This window comes from Dermabacter sp. Marseille-Q3180, from assembly GCF_940792985.1.
Classification (GTDB): domain Bacteria; phylum Actinomycetota; class Actinomycetes; order Actinomycetales; family Dermabacteraceae; genus Dermabacter; species Dermabacter vaginalis.
Genome location: NZ_CALNWU010000001.1, coordinates 1,485,302 through 1,504,230 on the forward strand (window position 1 = coordinate 1,485,302; position 18,929 = coordinate 1,504,230).

Annotated in this window: 13 protein-coding genes and 1 tRNA gene; 6 read left to right on the forward strand and 8 right to left on the reverse strand. The window is 64.4% G+C overall.

Annotated features, from left to right (window positions below):
- Positions 1-293 precede the first annotated feature (293 nt).
- From NBW56_RS06580 to upp, 7 genes are all read right to left on the reverse strand, one after another.
- The gene (locus tag NBW56_RS06580; protein ID WP_250258498.1) at positions 294-1,121 is read right to left on the reverse strand and encodes a spermidine synthase; all 828 of its coding nucleotides are present in this window, start codon (positions 1,119-1,121) and stop codon (positions 294-296) included.
- A gap of 5 nt (positions 1,122-1,126) precedes the next feature.
- Positions 1,127-2,758, reverse strand: coding sequence for a serine hydrolase domain-containing protein (locus NBW56_RS06585; protein ID WP_250258499.1), 1,632 nt, complete (start codon positions 2,756-2,758; stop codon positions 1,127-1,129).
- Positions 2,727-3,509 (reverse strand): SWIM zinc finger family protein, encoded by a 783-nt coding sequence (locus tag NBW56_RS06590; RefSeq protein ID WP_250258500.1) that lies wholly within the window; start codon positions 3,507-3,509, stop codon positions 2,727-2,729. Before NBW56_RS06590 ends, NBW56_RS06585 begins: the two co-directional genes overlap by 32 nt.
- Positions 3,506-6,715: a DEAD/DEAH box helicase gene (locus NBW56_RS06595; RefSeq protein WP_250258501.1), complete on the reverse strand. Its 3,210-nt coding sequence runs from the start codon at positions 6,713-6,715 to the stop codon at positions 3,506-3,508. Before NBW56_RS06595 ends, NBW56_RS06590 begins: the two co-directional genes overlap by 4 nt.
- A complete protein-coding gene (locus tag NBW56_RS06600) occupies positions 6,676-8,187 on the reverse strand; it encodes a MinD/ParA family ATP-binding protein (RefSeq protein ID WP_250258502.1) in 1,512 nt (503 codons plus the stop codon). The genes NBW56_RS06595 and NBW56_RS06600 overlap by 40 nt, the downstream gene beginning before the upstream one ends.
- A gap of 434 nt (positions 8,188-8,621) precedes the next feature.
- Complete coding sequence (locus NBW56_RS06605) at positions 8,622-9,392, reverse strand: winged helix-turn-helix domain-containing protein (protein WP_250258503.1); 771 nt, start codon at positions 9,390-9,392, stop codon at positions 8,622-8,624.
- Between the two features lie 406 nt (positions 9,393-9,798).
- Positions 9,799-10,437, reverse strand: a complete 639-nt coding sequence (upp, locus tag NBW56_RS06610) for a uracil phosphoribosyltransferase (RefSeq protein ID WP_065247102.1) — start codon at positions 10,435-10,437, stop codon at positions 9,799-9,801.
- A 70-nt stretch (positions 10,438-10,507) separates the two neighbouring features.
- On the opposite strand from upp, the gene NBW56_RS06615 reads away from it, so the two are divergent.
- The 5 genes from NBW56_RS06615 (at position 10,508) to NBW56_RS06635 (ending at position 16,119) form a co-directional block, all read left to right on the forward strand.
- Positions 10,508-11,005 (forward strand): nucleoside deaminase, encoded by a 498-nt coding sequence (locus tag NBW56_RS06615; RefSeq protein ID WP_250258504.1) that lies wholly within the window; start codon positions 10,508-10,510, stop codon positions 11,003-11,005.
- A gap of 77 nt (positions 11,006-11,082) precedes the next feature.
- Positions 11,083-13,266 (forward strand): hypothetical protein, encoded by a 2,184-nt coding sequence (locus NBW56_RS06620; RefSeq protein WP_250258505.1) that lies wholly within the window; start codon positions 11,083-11,085, stop codon positions 13,264-13,266.
- Positions 13,267-13,396: 130 nt separating this feature from the next.
- Complete coding sequence (locus NBW56_RS06625; protein ID WP_250258506.1) at positions 13,397-14,410, forward strand: methionine ABC transporter ATP-binding protein; 1,014 nt, start codon at positions 13,397-13,399, stop codon at positions 14,408-14,410.
- Positions 14,407-15,111 carry a methionine ABC transporter permease gene (locus tag NBW56_RS06630; protein WP_150332282.1) on the forward strand — a complete coding sequence of 235 codons (705 nt, stop codon included), beginning with the start codon at positions 14,407-14,409 and terminating at the stop codon, positions 15,109-15,111. Before NBW56_RS06625 ends, NBW56_RS06630 begins: the two co-directional genes overlap by 4 nt.
- Positions 15,112-15,264: 153 nt before the next feature.
- Entirely contained in the window at positions 15,265-16,119 is an 855-nt protein-coding gene (locus NBW56_RS06635) for a MetQ/NlpA family ABC transporter substrate-binding protein (RefSeq protein ID WP_250258507.1), read from the forward strand.
- 6 nt (positions 16,120-16,125) lie between these two features.
- Here NBW56_RS06635 and NBW56_RS06640 read toward each other — a convergent pair whose 3' ends face one another.
- Positions 16,126-18,309 (reverse strand): S9 family peptidase, encoded by a 2,184-nt coding sequence (locus NBW56_RS06640; protein ID WP_250258508.1) that lies wholly within the window; start codon positions 18,307-18,309, stop codon positions 16,126-16,128.
- Between the two features lie 106 nt (positions 18,310-18,415).
- On the opposite strand from NBW56_RS06640, the gene NBW56_RS06645 reads away from it, so the two are divergent.
- A tRNA-Ser gene (locus NBW56_RS06645) sits at positions 18,416-18,506 on the forward strand.
- Positions 18,507-18,929: the final 423 nt, after the last annotated feature.

The window sequence follows — 18,929 nt, forward strand, 5'->3', positions numbered from 1 at the left end:
AGGTGTGCCCTTCTGCGAGTTCATCAATGAAGGATTTCTTTCCTCTCACCTCCTTGGTTTTTATTCGGCGGTTACTGAAACTCTAGAGTGTGAGATGAGGAACAAACGGGACTTTTGTTGGAAATTTGACCGGTGGAGCGCTTCCCCGGCCACGTGCGGTGTGGCTGTTCAAAAGTAGCCCTGGATGTTCACGGCTGTTCATAAGCCATGAGGTTGGCTGATACACAGACGGAAAACGCCAACGGAAAACCCCATCTCATCACTGGCGTTCCCAGTGGGTCAAGAGGCTCTAGTTATCCGCCGAGGACGTCGCGCCACGGCTCCACGACAGCGGGATGAGGCCCTAAGGCCCGCACGCGCGAGGCAATCTGCACAAAATCCTCGCGAGCCGTGAGGGGGCCCGCCACGAGAATCGAGTTGCCCGTCGCACGGGAATGCGCGACGTGAGCATCGGTGAGGATCCACGGCTCGGGGTAGCCTCGCTCGGCGCACGCGGCGTGAAGCTCTCGCGCCTGCGCGTCGAGGAAGCGTTGGGGCTCGTCGTCGCCGATGTTGACGAGGAGCACTCCCGGATCCTCAGCTTCCGCGTCGAGCACGTCGAGCGCAGCGCCATAAAAGCTCGCCGTTGCGAGGTGAGGCGCGGTTTCCTTCCCGCTGAACACATCGAGGACGGCGGCGTGGAACCGTCGGACCTCACCGGAGCCCTGTGCGGGGGATGAGTGGCCCTCCGAGAGCGCACGCACCTCGGCAAGTGCGTCCCCCACGCGGTGCTCGAAGCGAGTCCCCGCGGGAAGAGGAAGGTTCTCGAGCACGAAGGTGACGAGGCGGGGTTCGATGTCGACCGCGAGCTGCATGCTTCCCGGGCGCGTGGCCTGCACGTACCGCGCGAGCGTGAGCGCGCCCGCGCCGAGGTGAAGAATGGTGATCGGCGCGCCCGCCTCGAATCCTTCGTCAAGAACGTTCGCGATGCGCCTCAAGTACTCGTAGCGGATCTCTCGCGGATCGGCGGGATTGACGTGAGACTGCTCGTGCCCGCCGATCGTGAGGATCGTGCCGCCCCAGTCGAGGTCGTCGACCAGGGCGGCATCGAGGTCGCTCACCTCGAGGTGGATGTGCGGCATGATGCTTAGATTCCGATGGGTGCGGCGCCCGAGGCCTCACCCTTGTCCTTCGACTCGCCCTTGATGTTGAGCGCCTGGATCTGGGAGTTCTTGCGCGGATCCATGAGCAGATCGATAAGGACCTTCCCGCTTTCACCCTCGAACGTGCACACCGCTTGGAACGGTGAAAGAACCTTCAGGCTCGAAGCCTTCTCGAGCGTGAGGTCGGTGCGCTCGAGCCTCGCGATGCGAAGGGCCGCGTCACGCAGACGCACGCGTTCGGCGCGCGAGACGTCCTGATCCATGTTGGTCGCAAACAGCGCGAGAAGCGGGTCACTTTCCTCGCTCACGCCCTGCTCGGCGCGGTTCGCGAGCACGGTGCGGGCGGAGCCGCTCGGGATGAGGGTGGTCGGCTGGCCCTCGAGCTCGACGTTGCGCAGCCACGCGAGAGCCTTTTCGAGGGCGTCGCGCGTCGAAGGAGCGAGCTCGCGCTTCGGGGCCCGGGTGAGCTCCTCCTGGTGGGTGCGGATCGCCTCGAGCGCCTCGAGCGAGCAGGGGATCGCGGGCGCGTACTTCGAGTTCGCGAGGGCGATCACCGTGAGGCCCGTGCCGCGCAGCCACACCATGTATGAGCCGTAGCCCGGGTACCCACCGGAGTGGGAGATGACATCGCCGAGTTTCGGGAATTTCTCGACGACGAGCCCGTAGCCATAGCCGCGCACGCGGCCGAAACCGTTTCCATCCTCGAGAACCGGCCACTCCTGGATGCGGTGAATCTCCTGCATTTCGCGGCGCGACGCCGGCGAAAGCATGGCGCGCGACTCGGCGCTGATGCCGTCGGCACCGCGCACGCCCACCTCAGCGAGGAACGCCGTCCACTTCGCGACGTCCGCGACGGTCGAGAAAAGCCCCGCCATCGCGCCAAAGGCGCCGGGAGTATCAAAATCGACCTCTTCGAACCGCTTCGCGCCCTCGCCATCGCCCACGCGGTGACCCGTGAGCACGCGCGAGCGCTGCTCGTCTGTCATCTCCGCGAGCGAGAACACCGTGTCCGTCAATCCGAGAGGATCGATGAAGCGGTGACGGATCTCGTCGCGGAAGCTCACGCCCGTGACCTCATCGATCACGCGGCCGAGAAGCACGAAGCCCGTGTTCGAATACTCGAAACCGCAGCCCGGCTCCGCAATAAGCGAGAGACCACCCGAGATGTACTCATCGAACTCGTCGGCACTCATCGATTCCTGCCGGTCGCCCCACGGGTTATCCGTCACAAAGCCCGCGGACATCGTGAGGGCGTGGCGAAGCGTAAGCGCGGGGGAGTCCTCGCTGAACGCGCCGATGCCTTCGGCGGCGGAAACGTACGTCGAGATCGGGTCGTCGAGGCGCAGCTTGCCCTCGTCGCGCAGCGCAAGGATCGTCGCGGCCGTGAACGACTTCGTCATCGAGGCGATACGCGAAATCGAATCAACGCCTGGCGTGAACGCGCCCTCGTCATTTTCGCCTCCGACAAGCGCACTCGAACCCGCTCCGCCCGAGGCAAGGATTTCGCCGTCGCGCGCCACGCCCCAGGCCACGCCCGCCATGCGGTGATCCGCGACAGCCTTGTCGAAAATCGCCGCGACGGCGTCAATCGTCTCGTTTGTCAGTTCGTGAGCCATCGCCCGGGCCCCGTCCTTTCGTGTCTGTCGGCGGCACGTCTTTTGGCGGCGCGTCGCCTTCTCGTTCAGCTTCAGCGTAAAACGCCGCGAACAGAGCCGCGGCCTCTTCACCCATTGCCCTCACCAGTATCTCGGATTCGAGCCGCGCGGGATCAAAACGCGTGCGAGTCTCCACGTGCGGTTCGGGTCCGACGGTTGCCGGAGCACCGTCGGAATCCCCTTCCGTGAGATGAAGCTTCTCCACGTCCAGGCCGAGGAGTGCGAGGTAATCCGCGGGTGCGCGGTCGATGTGCTCGGTGAAGGCGAGCGCGAGTGCCCACACGTGCTCGCACACGTCTGGCCAGCGCAAGCACGTGCACCCGAAGGAGAGGGGGAGTTCGGCGCTCGGGAGGAGGGCGAGGCCCTCTTTTTCGAGTTCGCGTTCGTCGGCGATGTCGTAGGTGCCCGCGAGGACGGCAAGGATCTCGTGCGGGTCGCGCCTGGCGCGCGCGCTGAGAGCCTCGATATCTCGGGAGCCCCGGGGCCCGAAATCGAGCTGTGGATGCGTGAGCGTGCTGTCGATCGCGGCTGTGACCTCGCCCTTCACGTGGCCGTCGGTGACGTCGAGCCACTCGACAGCGCCCGCACGCGCGAGCCGCCTGCCCGCCGCGAGCCGTGTGCGGCCGAGTTGGACTTCTGCGCGTGCGAGAAACTCGGTCGCGAGGAAGCTTTCGCCGATCGCGCCGCGTTTCGAGGTCATCTCGATGCTCATGAGCGCCTGCCCTCCCGCGCGTCGCTGAGCGCGACGATCTCGGCGAGTTTCTCATTGCTGAGTTCCGTGAGCCAGCCTTCTCCGGAGCGGACGGTGTGTTCTGCGAGCTCGAGCTTCGTGCGCAGCACATCGTCGATCTTCTCCTCGATTGTGCCGATCGAGATGAGCTTGTGGACGGAGACATCGCGGGTTTGGCCGATGCGGAACGCGCGGTCCGTCGCCTGGTTTTCGACGGCGGGGTTCCACCAGCGATCCAGGTGAATCACGTGGTTCGCAGCGGTGAGGGTGATGCCGGTGCCGCCAGCGCGGAGCGAAAGGAGCATCGCCCCGGGGGTGCCGGGGGAGTTCTGGAACTCGCGCACCATCTCGTCGCGCTCGGCCTTCGAGATTCCGCCGTGGAGGAACGGCACGCGAATCCCGAACGTGTTGTTCCAATGCTCGAGCATCGTGGGGGCAAACGCCGTGAACTGCGTGAAAATGAGAGCCTTCTCGCCGCTCGCGACGACAGATTCGAGGATCGTGTCGAGCCGCTCAAGCTTGCCGCTTCTGTGCTCGCCAGCGGCATCCAGCAGGGGCGAGCCGTCGCCGAGGAAATGCGCGGGATGCCCGAGGACCTGCTTCATTTTCATGATCGTGGTGCTCACGATCGTGCGGCGCCGGCGGTCGCGGGCGAGGGGGTCAGAAACTTTCGCGAGCTGCTCGAGCTCTTTCGTCATGTCCTCGACGAGCGCCTTGTAGAGCCCGGCCTGCTCCTCGGTGATGTTGACGAGCTCGCGCTCTTCACGCTTGTCGGGAAGATCCGAGATGATGCTGCGATCAGTCTTGACGCGCCGCAGGATGAAGGGGCGCGTCACAAGACTCAAGCGTTCCTGCACGGCCCGGTTGCCCTCGTTGATCGGCTTGACGAACCTCTCCCTAAACGCGGCCTCGCTTGGTAGCAGCCCCGGCGTGGTGATCGAGAGGATCGAGTGGAGATCCGTGAGGTCGTTCTCGACGGGCGTGCCCGTGAGAGCAAGCCGCCGCCCCTCCGGCAGGGCCTTGACGGCCTGCGTGACGCCGGTGTCGTGATTCTTGACGTGTTGCGCCTCGTCGAGGATCACGCGGTGGAACGTCGCGGAGGCGAGATCATCGAAATCGCGTGCGACGAGCGCATAGGTCGTGAGCGTGAGGTGGGAAGCGCGAGCGCGCTCGCGGAACGCCTCGCCGTGGAGTCGATCGGGGCCGTGGTGGATGTGGACGTCGAGGCTGGGGAGCCAGCGCTCGGCCTCGCGCTGCCAGCTACCGAGGACCGACATGGGACACACGAGAAGCGTGGGCCCGATCTGGGGGAGCTTCTCGCGTTCGCGCGCGAGGAACGCGAGAACCTGCATCGTTTTTCCGAGGCCCATGTCGTCGGCGAGGATCCCACCCACGCCGCGCGAATCGAGGAACGTGAGCCAGTCGAGGCCGCGCTTTTGATAGGGGCGGAGCGTCGCCTTGAGCGTGCGGGGGGCGGGGAGCGCGGGAACGGAAACCTTATCGGTGCCAAACAGCAGCTCGTCGCCGTTGTTCGTCGCCGCTTCGACGTTCAGATCAAGATTCTCGAGACCGCTCTCGGTGAGAAGGCCGCGGAACTGCACGTCGGTGAGCGTATGTCGGTCGCCTTCGCGGGGGTTCGTCGCTGACGCTTTCCGTGCGCCCTGGAGGAACGCCGTCGCGGCACGTAGCGTTGAGGAATCGAGGCGCACCCACTGCCCGCGGATGTTCACGAGCTCGCGCTGCTCCTCGAGGAGCTCCTCGAGTTCCTCGGGGCTCAGCATCGACTCGCCAACCGCGACGCCAAACTCGAACGACGCCATGGCACCCGAGAGGCCAACCGACTTTGTGGGGCGGTTCTCGGGGTCCTCCTGCGGCGTTGCCACCGTCGCGACCACGCTCACGCGCTGCTTCGTCCATTCACGCGGAAGCATGACCACGATGCCCTCGGTTTCGAGCACGGCCGCATCATCGGTGAGGAAGCGCGAAAGCTCCTTCGTGGAAAGGTTCCACGTGAGCCCTCCCGGCTCGGCGTGGATCGCCGCAAGCGTCGGAGAAAGACGGCGCACGTGGGAGGCATGCTCGAGCGCACCCACGCTCGTGAGGTCGCCCGCGTTCACGAGTTCCCCGAGCAGGTGCACGCGTCCCGACGTTTCCGCGAGGCACACCTCGACCTGCCAGCGGGCGGCACTGGAGTACACACGGAGTCCGACGGTTGCCGAGCCAGCGTCGTACCCCTTCTGTTCCGCCTCGCGCACGCGCACCGTGAGGCGTGGCTGCCTCTCGCTCAAGAGAACTCCGGCGAGCGCCGAATCCACGAAGGAGTCGAGGGTTTTACGCACGCGGCGGTCGCTGACGGTGTCGAGGGCGAGGAGCGTGTCGCTAGTGTCGAGGGCATCGAGGAGCGCCGCCCCCACGGGGTCGAGGCCCGCGAGTTCCTCGGCGCCCGGGAGCTTTCCCGCCCGTTCGCGTTCCTTGCGCACGCGTGTGAAAGCGACGCGCGCGTGAGCGTCGACGAGGTGTTCGAGCGCGGGATGAACGGGGGAAGTACCCACTGCGAGACCCGGGGCGAGACGCCAGCGCACTCGCGAGGTGTCGTGGGCGCTCTCGGGCCCGGGAACGACGTCACGCCGGTCGACGATCGCTCTCGCATGCGAGTCGAGGTTGAGGATCGCGAGGGTTTCGGGCGCGATGAGGATTCCCTCGCCGAGGTCGAGCGGGCGCCCGGCCTCGGCGAGCTCACCGATGAGGCGGTTGATGCCCTCCTTGCTCGTATCTCTCGGCGTTGCCGACGTGCGTGCGAGGTGAGCGATGCGTGTGCGCAGCGCGGTTGTGAGTTCGGCAAGGTGCGCGCTTTCAAGCGCGAGCGTGCGCACGCGCGTGCGGCGGCCAAGGAGCTCGACCTCGATCACGTGACGCATGGGCCGCGCGAGCCACGCCCCGATCGAAGCGAGTGGCGCGGGTCGAGTGCTCTCGGGAGAAAGCGCCGTGAGTGCAGGTTCGAGAGCGTCGAGCGTATGCGCGCGGCGCTCGGAGTCGGTCACGTGGGCCCACAGGCTCACGCCGAGTGAGGCATCAGCGTGAAGGTGGAGCGTGCACGAACGATACGCGAGGCCGGGCCTCGACTCCGCCTCGTGAGTGCCCGTGGTGCTCAGAGGCCGTCGGCGACCGTCGCGGTTGCGCTCATCCACGCCTCGCGCGTCTCCTTCGAGAGCTTGGCCCATTCGAGGCTTCCGCCATCCACGAAGTGCGGCTCAAACGGAACTTCGAGCACGGCGCGCGTGTGAGCGCCGAAGTGGTGAAGGAGGCGCTTGCGTAGCACGCGGTCGATCTTGCCGCGCGAGGAGTGCGACAGGATCGTCACGGCGTTCTCGACCTGTTTCTTGTGTCCCGTCATGCGCAGCTCATCGATCATCCACGCCGCGGCGTTGAAGGTGTCCTCTCGAACCGTCGAGACGATCACGAGCTGATCGGCGCCCTCGACAGCGGCGAGCCAATTCGAGGCGCGCACGTTATTGCCGGTGTCCACGACCTTGATGCGGTAGAAGCGCGAAAGCGTGTCGTTGAGGCGATTGAAAGCATCGCCGTCGATCGACGCGGCCGAGCCCGGATCCTCATCGGAAGCAAGAATGTCGAAGTTCATGTCGCCTTGCGGGCGCACGTATTTATCGAGGTCAGCCACGCGCGCATCCGGGCCCGCGAAGTGATCGAGGTTGTGGAGAAGATCGAGGGCCGTGAGGTGGTGCTCGCTCGGGATGCCGCGCCAGCCAAGGGTGCCTCGCGTTTCGTTGTTGTCCCACGCGAGCACGCTTCCCCCGCGGAACATGCCGAGGGTCGCGGCGAGCATGAGCACGCTCGTGGTTTTGTGGGCGCCGCCCTTGAGGTTCACGACCGCGATGTTCTTCGGCGCGTCAAGCCGCTTGCGGATCCGCTCAATCTGATCGAGTTCGAGGCGCTCGGCGCGGCCCGGCCCGGGCTTAATGAGACCGAACGTGGCCTGGCGGATGAACTTGTTGAAGCCTCGCGTGGCGACCGGCTTGCGGTGCGCGTCGTTGCCTGCACGTAGGTCATCGAGGGTAGGGAGGTTGTCGTCCTGCGGGAGCTCGCGTTTCGGTGCCACAACCGGCTCGTGCGGCTTCGCGGGAGTGGAGGGTTTAAGTACATCGCCTTCCGCATGATGCTTCGCTTCGAGCGGCGCGGGAGACGACGTGGAATCAGCAGCGGGGCGTTCCTCCGCAGCGGCAAGGCGCTTCTGGAGATCGGCGAGAGCCGCGGCGGAGGCAGCGCTCGCCGAACTGGGGGAGGATGCGCTTGCCTGGCGTGGGGCATTCGCGGGCGCGGGGGTCGTGGCACTCAGCGCCGAATGACGCCCTCGCTTTTGACCTGCGGCGGCAGGCATCGCGGCGCTCGAGGCATACAGCGGGCGTGAGTCCGCCTCACGCGGCTGGATCCGGCCGTTGGGTTCCACGCGAAGATTGTGGGTTGCCGGGCCATCAAAAATGACGACATCGATCGGGCCGCTCTGTTTACGCGCTTCTGCGACGAAGGCGTGCTTGATGGCTGTGCGCACCTCGTTCCTGCTCTCGCCTTCGATGCGTTCGGCGCGGTCGGCGAACTGAATCGTGGCGTCCTTCGCCGAAACGATGCGTGCGTGAGCAATCATGAAGGTCCTCGCTGCGAATGTGTGGATGCTTGTCGAGGGCGCCTGCGCGCCCTGACCTCCCATCGTAACGGCCCCACCTTAAACGAGGGGAGGCGAGGTGAATCACTCGTGGAGAACCCGCCGCCGTGAGGCGTCGATCAGAGTTCACTTTTATCCCAAAGTGTTTTAGAATTGGAGTACCGGCGTTGCCCGCTCCGCGGCAGTCCGGCGTCGCATGAGCGGCATAAGCACGGCACGTGTGCCGGAACATAGCCGCCGCACAGCGCTCACCCCCTTGCGCGTGCGGCCTGGCGATCGGCAGTTCCCCCGAACCCGATCGCCGCTCCGCAGGGACCTCCCCCCTTCGTCCCGCGGAGCCAGCGAACGGACCGTGAGCCCCATCTGTGCGCGCTCCGGTCCGTTCGTCTGTTAATCCCGGTGCTTGCGCAGGCTCCCTACTTCGTTCCCAAAAGCGCGACATCGCTCCCAAGCTCGAGCCTGTAGCCCGATCCGCGCACCGTCGAAATCAGCTTCCGGTAGCGCCCCAGCTTGTTGCGCACGCGGCGAATATGCACGTCAACGGTGCGCTCGCCCGCCTCGCTGCCCGCCGAGTTCCACACCTCGCTCATGAGTTCTTCGCGCGAAACGATGGAGCGCGCCTTGCGGGCAAGATACGCCAATAGCTCGAATTCGCGATGCGTGAGATCCACGTCCTCACCGTCGATCCGTACGCGGCGCCCAAAGAGGTCGATCACGAGTGAGGGCTGTGCGAGGCGGGCACCCCGGCGCCCGGGAAGCGATGGGCTCGCGGGGCTGAGCGCGCTCGCAGCCCCCGGAGCACTTACCGGACTCACCGAGCGTGACTGAAGCAGACGCAAACGCGCAGCTTCGGCATCGCGCCTCGCGGGTGCGTTCGGTGACACGACTCCGGCTTTGCGCGGGCGCAGCGCTTGCGGTTTGCCTGCGGGGCGCGGCGGGATCGAAGCGGTCGCGCTCTGGCCGGGCACGGCGGTAAAACGGGCGGGGCGGACTCCGGGTTCCGACGCCACCTGCACGTGCGCGGTTCCGCCTTTGGCGGTGGCGAGCGAGTGGGCGTGGGCACGCAGCGAATCCGCGAGAAGCGTGACCTCACGCGGATGGCTCGTAGCGGGAAGCTCAACGGTGAGCGTCACGCTCACCGTTCGGGTCGAAGCGGAAGCGAGGGGGCGATCAAAAGCAACGGTCATGGCGATTCTCCAGGATGCGGCGCCGCGTGGCGCGAAAAGAATGAGGAATCCGGGATCTCGCGGGGGAGTGAAGTGAACTCGCGTGCGAGGCGTGCTCCCGGTGGGCACCTGGAGCCCACGCCCAGTGGCCGGCTCCTGTCAGCCGGCTTTTTGCAGTGCGCTTAGAGGCGCGGCTGACCCTGCATCATGGACATCGCCATGTCCATCATCATGCCGCGCATCATGAAACGGGAGACCGAAGCGGTCCCCTCGTTGATGTTCGATGCGGCATGGAATGTCATGCCACAAGTGTGAAACATGAATGACGCCGGCGCAAGTGGGCGTTCACATACTGAAACATTTGGGGGGAATCAGCTCGTGGGGAACGCGCGCCGCGCCGGCGCCGTGCACAAGAGAAGAGTGGAGCTTAGTCGACGACTCCGAAGAGGCGATCGCCCGCATCACCGAGGCCCGGAACGATGTAGTTCTTTTCGTTGAGCTTCTCGTCGATCGCCGCGGTCACCACCGTAATGTTGGCGTTCTTATCGAGCTTCTGCTCCATCGTTGCGATGCCCTCGGGGGCCGAGAGGAGAGTGACGCACGTGATGTCGCGAGCACCCTTTTCGAGCAAGTAGTTCACGGAGGCGATGAGGGTGTGGCCCGTGGCGAGCATCGGATCCACCACGAAGCACTGGCGGCCCGTGAGGTCATCGGGGAGGCGGTTGGCGTAAGTCGTCACCTCGAGGGTTTCGTCATTGCGCACCATGCCGAGGAAGCCCACCTCGGCCGTGGGAAGCAAACGAGTGATGCCATCGAGCATGCCGAGGCCCGCGCGGAGAATCGGCACAACCATGGGCTTTGGATCCGTGAGCTTACGGCCAACCGTCGTCGCGACGGGGGTCTCGACCTCCGCGGGAGCAACGGCGACATTGCGAGTCGCCTCGTACGCGAGGAGGGTGACGAGCTCATCAGCGAGCTGGCGGAAAACGGAACTCGGGGTGTTCTTATCGCGAAGGACGGTGAGCTTATGGGCAACGAGCGGGTGGTCAATGTTCAATACGCGCATGAGGCCAGCCTATTACGATGAAAGCCGATCCGGCGCGGCCACAGGGCCCAAACATGAAAGCGAGGCGCGCATGACACACTCGGTTCTCGAATTGGACCAGCTCATGCAGCCCGCGATCAACGAAGCGCGCACCGCCTCGACGCCACCGCGCCGCGACATTCCCATCGGTGCCGCCGTGTACGACGAAGAGGGAAGGCTCCTCGCGAGCGCCGGCAACCGTCGGGAAGCGGATGAAGACCCCACCGCCCACGCCGAAATCCTTGCCCTTCGCGAAGCGGCCCGCGTGCGCGGGCGCTGGAACCTGAGCGGCTGTACCCTCGCCGTGACCCTCGAGCCCTGCACGATGTGCGCGGGTGCGATTGTGCTTGCCCGCATCAAGCACCTTGTCGTGGGCGCGATGGATCCCAAAGCGGGGGCGGCCGGGTCGCTCTACGACCTCGTTCGTGAAGAGAGGCTCAATCACCGAGTGGAACTCACCACGGGCGTGAGAGCCGAAGAATGCGGCGATATGCTCCGCGATTTTTTTCGCGCCTTGCGTGAACGACGCAAGGGGCTACGCGAAGGGTAAAAAGTCCCGTACGATGATGCCCGTGACACACGCGTAAAAAGAGGACGAGCGCGTGCGCCGACGAGCAAGGGATTGACATGTCAGAAAACCCCCCGCAGCAGAATGTGCCTCAAGGCGACGGCCAGGGCACTCCCTCGAATGTTCCGCCTTCGGCGCCCTCGGCCCCGGCGGCACCGAACGCCCAGCAGGCGTCGGAATCTGTGCCATCCGCCCCCCAGTACCAGGCACCTCAGTACCCGCAGAGCCAGCCGAGCGCGCCGCAGTACCCGCAGGGTCAGCCGAGCGCGCCGCAGCAGTACCCGCAGGGTCAGCCGAGCGCGCCGCAGCAGTACCCGCAGGGGCAGCCGAGCGCGCCTCAGGGCTACCCACAGTTCCAGCCGCACCAGGGGCAATTCCAGACGGGTCAGCAGAACCCGCAGAATCACCAGGGCCAACAGGGCCACCAGGGCCCCGATTTTGGCAAGCAGCTTGGCCAGGCCGCGTCATTCATCGGTAATCCGCTGCCTACGCTGGGCGCCGCCTTCGCCTCGTACGTCACCGGCCTCATCGTGGCCGCGATCGTGATCGGCCTTCCCCTTCTCGGCTCAATGGTGCTCGATACGCCGAGCATCATTCCCGATGTGAAGAATGGTTTCGGTGCGGCGGGTGTTGGCCAGCTCAAGCCGGATACGCCCGAATTCCTGTACATCCTCGGCGCGCCCTTCCAGGTCGTTTCGATGGCATTCCTCGGCTCGTACACTGTCAACACCACCATTAAGGGGTCGTTCGCCGGAGAAGACGACGCGACGATGTCCACGTTTGCAAGCCTCGGGCTCGTTCCCTTCCTCGTGCTTGCTGCGGTGCTTGCCGGCGCCTTCTTCGCGGGCCGATACGTCGCCAAGCGCAAGCCGAACGAAGGAACTGTCGCCATCTGGGTTCAGGCAGTGATCGCGAGCTTCGCCGTCGCGGTTGTCTCGACCCTCTTGTCGTGGGGCCTCGCTGCGCGCGGGAGCGAGGAGATCGATAACTACGGCATGAACTACGAGACACACGTGAGCCTTCACGCCGCGGGGGTCCTTCCGTTCCTCGGTATCTTCGTGCTCCTCGCCCTCGCCCTCGTGGCGGGCCGCTACAGCACTCGCCCCCTCCCGAAGAAATGGCCGCTTGTAAGCGAGTACTTCGATGCGGCGAAGCTTGCGCTTCTCTATGCCGCCACGGCAGCGATCGTGGGGCTCTTTAGCAGCGTCGTTGTCGTCCTCATTGCCGCCATCAACGAGGGCCACTTCGGCGACACTCTCAAGATGCTCGTGATGTGTGTTCTCACGCTCCCCGCGACACTTTTGACGGTGCTCTTCACCCACTTTGGTCTCGCGACGTTCTCGCCGGTGAACTACACGTATGGCCACGGCGCCTACGCAGGCCTTCTGATTAGCCAGGAAGGCGACATGGTTTCCGTGTTCACCCTCCCGCACTGGTGGATGATTCTTCCCGCGATTCCGTTTGCCCTTCTTCTCATGTTCGTTTTCGCAGGGGTGTGGGCGAAGTCCCGCCGCCGCGTAGAAGGCAACACTCTCGCGACGGTGACCTCGTGGGCCGCGCTTCCCGCCGTCTTCTTCGTGCTGAGCGTTCTCGGCATCATCTTTGCGACGATCAACTCGAACTTCGGCGCGAACGGAGCTCGCGACGTTCTCGAATCCGCCGGGCTTTTGAACTATGAAGGCGATGTCCATGCGGGTGTAAGCCTCGCGACCCCCTTCATTGCCGCGGTTGTGGGAATCCTCGTCGAGGTCATTTCTCGCTTCATCGCCCCGTTCTACACCGGTTTCGTTCCGGCGATCGCCGGCGGTTTCGTGCACAAGCAGTACGGGAAGAACTCCGAGTACAACGCCACCGAGGTGCAGCACAAGAAGATCGACTTCAACGCATTGGCGGCGAACATGCAAAATCAGCAGGGGCAACAGAATCCGCAGGGCCAGCAGGCTGCACCGCAAGGGTTCGGCCAGCAGACTCAGCCGCAGTACGGTGGGCAGCAGCCACAGTTTGGGCAGCAGGGCCAGCAGGCGCAGGCTCAGCCCCAGTACGGTGGTCAGCAGGCCCCGCAGTATGGCGGCCAGCAGCCGCAGTACGGTCAGCAGAGCCCGCAGGCTCCGCAGTATGGCGGGCAGCCCCAGCAGCAGGCCTCCGAAGCTCCGCACTTCACGCAAGAGCAGGCCTACGGTCACAACCAGCCGCCTCAGCCTGGTTCTGCGCCTTCCGCTAACGACGGGCCGGCACAGCAGTAGTCACGTCGTCATGTCATGAGCGGCGCCCCTTCCGCAAACGCGGCGGGGGCGTCGCCTTTTGTGTGAGCTGTGTGTCCTTTCATGAACTGGCATCTGCGTACCGTACCGCATTTCCCGGATACTGGAGGGCGTGATCACACTCGACGGACTCACCAAAGTTTTCCCCGGAACCGGCGGTTCCGAGGTTCGCGCCCTCGACGGCATCTCCTTGAATGTCGCCGACGGCGAGATCCACGGCATCGTCGGCCGCTCCGGCGCCGGTAAATCAACGCTCATTCGCTGCCTCACGGGCCTCGAAAAGCCCACGAGCGGCACCGTGCGGATCGGCGACACCGATATCGCTGCCCTCAACGGTCCCCAATTGCGCGCCGCGCGACGGAAGATCGGCATGGTTTTCCAGCACGCAAACCTGCTCGATTCCCGCACCGCCGCACGCAATATTGCGCATCCGCTTGAGATCGCCGGCTGGTCTCGCGGAAAAATTCGCGAGCGCGTCGCGGAACTCGTGACGCTCGTGGGCCTCGAAGGTCGCGAAAACAACTACCCGGCGCAGCTCTCCGGCGGGCAGATCCAACGCGTCGGGATCGCACGCGGCCTCGCGGCACGCCCCCAGGTGCTTTTGTGCGATGAGCCCACGAGCGCGCTCGATCCCGGGACGACGCGCCAGATCCTGTCCCTCATCAAGAACCTCAACCGCCGCCTCGGCATTACGGTTCTTCTCATCACCCACGAGATGAGCGCCGTGCGCGAAATCTGCGATCACGTGACACTCCTCGACGCCGGAAAAGTTGTGCAGACCGGAACGCTTCTCGACGTCGCTTCCGACCCGTTCGGTCGCCTCGCAAAAGAACTCATTCCGCTGCCGCCCGCCCCCACCGGGGTCGATGCGAAGATCGTGAACCTCGATTACGGCAAATCACCAGCGGTCAAGAACGTGAATGACATCGTGCGCTTCACCGAGAAGCACGATGCGCTCGCGGAAGTCGTCGCCGCCTCGATTGAAACGATCCAGGGCCAGCAAATCGGCCGCGTGCAACTCGCGCTCCGCAACGCCGACAACAGCCCCATTAGTGCGCCGGGCTTCGCCAAATTCGTACAGGACTGCGCCGATAACAACATCGTCGCCGTGGAGGTGCAGCCGTGACCCAGTGGATTCAGGACTTTTTCTCCGACCCGATCTTCACCTCCACGAGCACGAATAACTCGCTGTGGATCAACACGGGCCTCACGATCTACATGGTTGCGTGGACCATGGTGCTGAGCATCGTCATCGGCATCCCCCTCGGGATCGGCCTTTTCGAACTCTCGAGGGCCCGCAACCGCGCTGCGCGCATCGCCTACCAGGTGCTTGGCTTCATCGTGAACGTGCTGCGAAGCTTCCCCTTCGTCATTCTCATCATTGCCCTTCTTCCACTCGCGAAGGCACTCGTGGGGCGTGGGACCGGACCGAACGCCGCGATCATCTCCCTTACGATCGCCGCTGTGCCCTTCCTTGCCCGTCTCGTGGAAACGGCACTCAGGGAAATTCCCGCGGGCAAACTCGAAGCAGTCGAAATGATGGGGGCGAGCCGCTTCCAGGTGATCCGCCACGTACTCGTTGCCGAGGCACTTCCCGGCATCATCGCCGGCATCACCACGACGACGATCGGCGTGGTCGGTTACACCGCGATGGCGGGCACCGTCGGCGCTGGCGGCCTCGGCGACCTCGCCTTCCGCAAGGGATACTTGAGCTACAACAACACGGTCATGATCACCACCGTCGTCGTTCTTATTCTTCTCGTGGTGCTCGTGCAGGTCGTGGGGGATTGGGCCGCGCGAGCGGTTGATCACCGAGCGAAGGGCTAACGCACGCGGAAACGGTTGAGGGCAGTCCGACGTCGGACCCCGCCCCAACGCGCCCGGCACCCGCGCCAATGTCACGAACCGTCACATTTCTCGCGCCCAGGTGCGCACGCACTGCAAGCTAGAGCCAATCGAGAACAGCAAAAGGAGATCACCATGACCAACCTCAACCGTCGCACCCTTCTCACCTCGGCCGCTGGCCTCGCGGGGCTCGGATTCTTGAGCGCGTGCGTGCCGAACTCGCCGGGTACCGGGGGCAAGAGCGGTGAAGCGAGCGTGGACTCGTCGCTCAAGATCGGTGCGTCACCGGTTCCCCACGCGGAGATTCTCCAGTTTGTGAAGGACGAGCTCGCGAAAGACGCGGGCATTGACATCGAGATCGTCGAATACACCGACTACATCCTGCCGAACAAGGACCTCGAGGCGGGCGACACCGACGCGAACTTCTACCAGACCCCGAACTTCCTCAAGAACGAGATTGAAGAAAACGGCTACAAATTCACGGCCGGCAAGGGCGTGCACATCGAGCCTCTTGGCCTGTACTCGGAGAAGGCGAAGAGCGTCGAGGAGATCGCCGAGGGTGGCGAAATCGCGCTCAACAGCGATCCCGCGAACACCGCGCGTGGCCTGAGGCTTCTCGAATCGGCGGGACTCATCTCGCTCGGTGACGCCCCCGAGGACGCACTCGTCAAGCCCGAGGATGTCAAGGAGAACCCCAAGAACCTCAAGTTCACCGAGCTCGAGGGGGGCCAGATCCCACGTTCGCTCGGAGACTTTGCCGCTGCCGTGATCAACGGCAACTTTGCGCTCGAGGCAGGCCTCAAGCCGAACGAAGATTCGATTTTCCTTGAGCCGGGAGAAGACAGCCCCTATGCGAACCTCCTCGTATGGAGAAGCGAGGATGACGGAAACGAGTATCTCAAGAAGCTCGAGGAGCTCCTGCACTCCGACGAGGTGAAGGCCTTCATTGAGAAGACCTACACCGACGGTTCCGTCATCCCCGCTTTCTAAGGGGAATTAGATCAGCTCGGTCGCCCCGAGCTGATCGAGCACGAAGGCGTATTCCTCGGCGCGCTGCTCCCACCGGGCGTAGCGCCCCGAGCGGCCGCCGTGGCCGGCAACCATCTCGCACTTGAAGAGGATCGGGTGAGCGGGAATCGCCTCGCCGCCCTCATAGTTGCGGGTCTCTTCGCGAAGGCGAGCCACCCACTTGGCGGGCTCGACATAAAACACGCGGATGTCGTTGAGACTCGTTGTCGCGAGGATGGCCGGGTACTGCACGCCCCGGATGTTCTCGTAGGGCGAGTACTCCTTCATGTACTGGTACACCTCGGGATCCTCGAGCGGGTTGCCCCACTCCTCCCACTCGCCGACCGTGAGCGGGAGGCTCGGGTCGAGGATCGTCGTGAGTGCATCCACGAACGGCACGCCGGCGACGATGACGCGGAACGTTTCGGGCGAGAGGTTCGCTACCGCACCCATGAGCAGGCCGCCCGCGCTTCCACCATTTGCCGCGATGCGGTTCTTGTCGAACCAGCCTTCGCTCGCGAGGAACTGTGCGGATTCCACGAAATCACTGAATGTGTTCTTTTTTGCGAGCTTTTTGCCGTTCTCGTACCACTCACGGCCCATCTCGCCTCCGCCACGGATGTGCGCGATGGCGACGACCACGCCGCGGTCCATGAGGCTCAGCCAAAACACCGAAAGCGTTGGATCACTGGGGATTTCGTAGCTCCCGTAGCCGTAGAGGAAGCCGGGGTTCGTGCCGTCGGGTTCGACGTCGGCGCGTGCCATGAGCGAGATCGGGATCTTCGTGCCGTCATGAGCCGTCGCCCACAGGCGCTTCTCTACGTACTTCGTGCGATCGAAGTTCGGGACGGGAGTTTCCTTGAGGATCTCCGGTTCGCCACCCGAGGCCGGAATCTGTGCGACGGTCGTGGGGGTGAGCATCGAGTCGAGCGTGTAGCGAATCGTCTCGTCGTCCCAGTTGCGGTTGTGAGCAAGGTAGACCGCATCGAGCTCGCCGCCGTGCGAAATGTCGAATGCGGAGGCGGTATCCCACCCCGTGCTGCTTTCGGCGTTTTGCTCGCCGCTCACCTGATCGCGCTGCAGCACGCGCACGGTGGGCAGCCCCGCCGCGCGCATGGTGATCGCGGCGTGGCTCTCGAAGGCGTCGGCCGCCTCGATGCGTTCGCCCTCTGCCGGGGCGAGGATCTCGCGCCAGGTTTCTTGCGCCTCGGCACCGCTCGCGTCGAGCTCCTGGCGTGCAAGGGCAAATCCCTTGTGGTCGCGGTTGTGGATCACGAGGTAGTGATCGCCCGCGTGCTCGACCGAGTACTCGACGCCTTCGACGCGCCCCGCGATCGAACGCGGCTGCTGAATCGGGCTCTCGAGTGACGTCACGAGCGCCTCGGACGTGACGCGCGAGGCCGTCTCGATGATGAGGGCCTTCCGGTTGCGGCTCGCCCCGGCTGCAGTCGTGAACTTTTCGTCGTCCTCCCGGAACAGAAGGCGGTCGTCCGACGCCTGCGTGCCTACCGTGTGCACCCAAATTTCGCATTGACGCCAGGCTTCGTCGTTTTTCGCGTAGACGATTTCCGAGCCGTCGAGGGAGAACGCGAGACCGTAGGCAACGTCCTTGACGGAATCGTCGATCACGTCGCCCGAAGCGAGGTCCACGATGCGAAGCGCATACACCTCACCGCCAGAAGTATCCACGCTGTAGGCGAGGCGGTTCGATTCGTCGTTGAGGGTGATGCCGCCGAGCTGGAAGAACTCGGTGCCTTCCGAGAGCGCTTGCGCATCGAGATACACGTGCTCGCCGGGAAGCAGCTCATCGTTTTCGACATCGATGACGGGACGCTCGGGGCTGTCCGCGAGGGCGATGCGGCTAAAGCGCGGGTAGTTGTCGCCCTCCCGCGTGCGCGAGATGTACCAGTAGTCGCCATCGCGGTAGGGCACGGACGAATCCGTTTCTTGCGTGTGGCTCTTGATTTCCTCGACGATGCGGTCGCGGAGCGGATGCAACGGCTCGAGGATCTGATCGGCGTAGGCGTTCTCGGCATTCAGGTGGTCGAGGACCTCCTGATTTTCCTTGTCACGCAACCAGTCAAAATTGTCCACGACCGTGTCGCCGTGGTGCGTACGCTCGATGGGTTTCTTCGCCGGAACCGGCGGTTTAAGGGGAGTGTTCTCAGTCATGGAGACAACCCTATAGTCCTGACGTTTGCGTCGCCTGCGCGTGACCTGCCTCCCACAAGGTTGCTCGAACTTTGACGATAGGCGACGAATCGGTAAAGTGTTCGGCGGTAGCGTGTCCGAGCGGCCGAAGGTGCAACACTCGAAATGTTGTGTACGGCAACCCCGTACCGCGGGTTCAAATCCCGCCGCTACCGCCAAAAGCCTCGAGGAGGCGCAAATCCCCGGTTCCGTGCGAACCGGGGATTTTTGCATGGAGGCACTCGGCTTCCACGTTCATTAGCCTCGCGCCGTCGCCGGGCCTCCGCCCGTTCCCAGAACGGTCTCTCGCTTCCACCACAGTATTGACCTAACCCCATCGTTGGATCGACCTAGTCCCACCATTGGATGCCCTGTTCCCCGGTGGATCGACCGAGCCTCCGTTGGATGCCCTGATCCCCCTCCCGTTGGATTGACGTAGGTGAATGGTCGAAACGGGGAAGGAGCGAGATGACATGCGACGTGGTGGGTTTGTGTCGCAGTTGGTATGTGACCCGGGACAGTGACCTAAGGCCCATTGTTAGGGGCGCTCAGGCGCGTTTTGGGGGTTTTATGGTGTGGGCCACGAATGGGTGGTGTGGGGT